General features: G+C 28.4%; 3 protein-coding genes. All 3 read left to right on the plus strand.

All coding sequences use genetic code 4. From position 1 onward, the window contains the following. Positions 1–291 precede the first annotated feature (291 nt). Positions 292–1,389, plus strand: a complete 1,098-nt coding sequence (gene rpsB, locus EHV01_RS04285) for a 30S ribosomal protein S2 (protein WP_422066357.1) — start codon at positions 292–294, stop codon at positions 1,387–1,389. A gap of 70 nt (positions 1,390–1,459) precedes the next feature. Next, entirely contained in the window at positions 1,460–2,350 is an 891-nt protein-coding gene (gene tsf / locus EHV01_RS04290; RefSeq protein ID WP_422066358.1) for a translation elongation factor Ts, read from the plus strand. Between the two features lie 31 nt (positions 2,351–2,381). Next, positions 2,382–3,002, plus strand: a complete 621-nt coding sequence (locus tag EHV01_RS04295) for a hypothetical protein (protein WP_422066359.1) — start codon at positions 2,382–2,384, stop codon at positions 3,000–3,002. Positions 3,003–3,142: the final 140 nt, after the last annotated feature.

Here is a 3,142-nt window from a genome sequence, read left to right on the forward strand (position 1 = left end):
TTAAATTCTGTAATTATTTTTTTCATTAATTATTTACCTCCATATATTAAAAATATACCTAATTTTAGGTATATTTTATAAATATCAAGAGTTTTCGACAAAATTAAAGCATTTTTATTTGTTTGTTTAAAACAAAATATGTTATAATTTTATTGCTTGTATTCAATAAAATTAATGATATACAATACACATTTATGGATTCATTTGCCCAGTGCTATTTGTTTTAATAAGATAGTGGTAAATGTTAGAAATAAATGGATGTTTTAACGAAAAGGAGAATTAAATAGAAATATGGCAAAAGAATTAACAAGAGAAATGTTATGAGAAGCTGGCGCTCAATTTGGGCATCAAACAAAACGATGAAATCCAAAAATGAAACCATACATTTATGGTGAAAAGAATAAGATTCACATTATTGATCTACAACAAACATTATGAAGATTAGAAGATGTTAAAAAATTAATGGCAAGTATTGCTGCACGTAAGGGAAAAATTTTATTTGTTGGAACAAAAAAACAAGCCAAGTGGATTGTTAAGGATGCAGCGGAACGTTGCGAATGTTTTTATGTTAATCAACGTTGATTAGGTGGAACATTAACAAACTTAAAAACAATTCATTTACGTGTTAAAAGATTATGAAATATTGAACGCCAAGAAAAAAATGGGGAATTAAAATTATTACCAAAAAAAGAACAAATGTTAATTAAAAAAGAAAAAGATAAATTAGAAAAATTCTTAGGTGGAATTAAAGGAATGAAAGAATTACCACAAGCATTATTTGTGGTTGATCCAAAAGAGGAACATATTGCCGTTCGGGAAGCACGCAAATTACGAATTCCAGTGATTGCTATTTGTGATACAAATGTTGACCCTGACCCAATTGACTATATTATTCCAGCAAATGATGATACTTCACGCTCAATTGCAATTATTACTCATCATATTGTTGATTTATATGGTGATGCAATGGGAATTAAAATGCCAGAACCTCAATTTAAACCAAATGAATTTACGCGCCGTGATAGTGATGACAATCGTAATTCACGTGGTGGGCAATATGATAATCGAAGAATGAGTGGAAGAAATGAACGTGGAAAAGAAACATATTCGGCACATAAAGTACAACCTTCAAGAAAAGAAGAGGCACCTGCTGTAGCAGAACCTGTCGCAGTTAAAGAAGAACCAGTTCCAGTTCCACCACCAAGTTTTAATTTCGATACAATTAATGTAGTTGATAATGATTTAGAAAAAACATTATCAAAATTAAAAGTTGATGAATTAGAAATTCTTAGTGAAGGATTTGCCTTACCAAAAGCAAAAAAAGCTAAAATGTTTAGTGAATTAAGTAAACATTTAACAATTGTTGATAATAAAATAGTAAAAAAATAACATAAAAATTAAATTGTATTAACTGGTTAGTTTCAATACAAGCACCCTTAAATTTGAAAGGAGAATTAGAATGGCAGTTACTGCACAATTAGTAAAAGAATTAAGAGATAGAACAGGAGTCGGAATGCTAGATTGTAAAAAAGCATTAGAAGCTACTGATGGAAAGATTGAAGAAGCAATTACATGGTTGCGTGAAAAAGGAATTACCAAAGCGGCCAAAAAATCTGATCGAGTTGCTGCTGAAGGATTAGTTGGTTTAGTAACTAAAGGTGATAAAACAGTTATTTTCGAAGTTAATTCAGAAACCGATTTTGTTGCAAAAAATAAGCAATTTTTAGATTTAATGGCAACCGTAGGAGAAACTTTAATTAATAATGAACCGAAAACTGTGGAAGATGCATTAAAAATATCAGTTAATGGTGAATCATTAGAAACTGTTATTGTTCATGCTATTGCAACAATTGGTGAAAAGATTACCTTACGTCGTTTTAAAATAATTCATTTAAAAGCAGATCAATCAATGGGATTTTATTTACATTCTAATAATCGCATTGCAACTGTTTTAACTTTTAGTGGTAAAATTGATGAAACAATTGGAAAACAATTAGCAATGCATGTTTCGGCAATGCGTCCACAATTTATTTCACGTGATGATATTTCAACGGATTTTTTAAATAGTGAAAAAGCAATTTTAACGGCTGAAGCAAAAAATGATCCAAAAAATGCTGGAAAACCAGATAATATTTTAGAAAAAATGGTTGAAGGGCGTTTAAATAAACAATTAGCAGAAATATCATTTTTAGACCAAGTTTTTGTTGTTAATCCTGATCAAAAAATTAGTGATGTTATAAAAGCAAATAATGTTCATGTTGTTGATATGATTCGTTATGAAGTTGGTGAAGGAATTGAAAAAGAAGAAATTGATTTTGCTTCAGAAGTAATGGCACAAGTTCGCAAATAAGAATCATTGTGATAGAAAGGAAAGCCTAAAAATGAAAAATACTGAAAAAGGAACAATAATTGCAATCTCGATGGCAGCATTTTTATTTGTTGCAGTTAGTTTATCAATTATTGGTTATTTAATTAGTTTTACAAAACGAGAATTTAAAGCACGTTTTATTAATAAAAAAATTTTAATTATTTTATTTACAGTGTTAGGAATTAATTTACCAGTTGTTATTCTTGGATTTTTATTCCAGTTTGTTATTGATTTCTCAACAATTATGATTGTGTTAGTTTTTGGCTTGACAGTTGGGGTAGGAGTTTATATTTTCTTATTTTTACAACTAATTGCTGTTGGAATTGATGAAAAGGAAATTGCTTTTTTAGGGGAGCGAATTTTAATTCGAAAAATTACTCGTGTTGAACGCAATGATAAAACAAATCAATTAGTAATTTATCATACCGAAGGAACCCGTAGTAAAAAGAAATGTTGTTTTTCATTAGCAAGTCAAGCAGGGCAATTTATGATTAATAATGTTAATTTATTAAATCAAGAAATTATGCCATTTGTTCCAGAACAGACCAAACCAGAATTAAAAGTTAGTGAACAACAAGTAAGCGAAGAACCGGTTTCTGAATCAAAAGAAGCTAAAAATACAGAAAAAGATTAAACAATTTATTTGAAAAATTTTTTTCTTTTAAGAAATATTCTTTAATTTTGTCGAAAACTCTTGATATTTATAAAATATACCTAAAATTAGGTATATTTTTAATATATGGAGGTAAATAATTAATGAAAAAAATAATTAAA

The organism is Spiroplasma sp. hy2 (assembly GCF_044714365.1).
Lineage (GTDB): Bacteria > Bacillota_I > Bacilli_A > Mycoplasmatales > Mycoplasmataceae > Spiroplasma > Spiroplasma phoeniceum.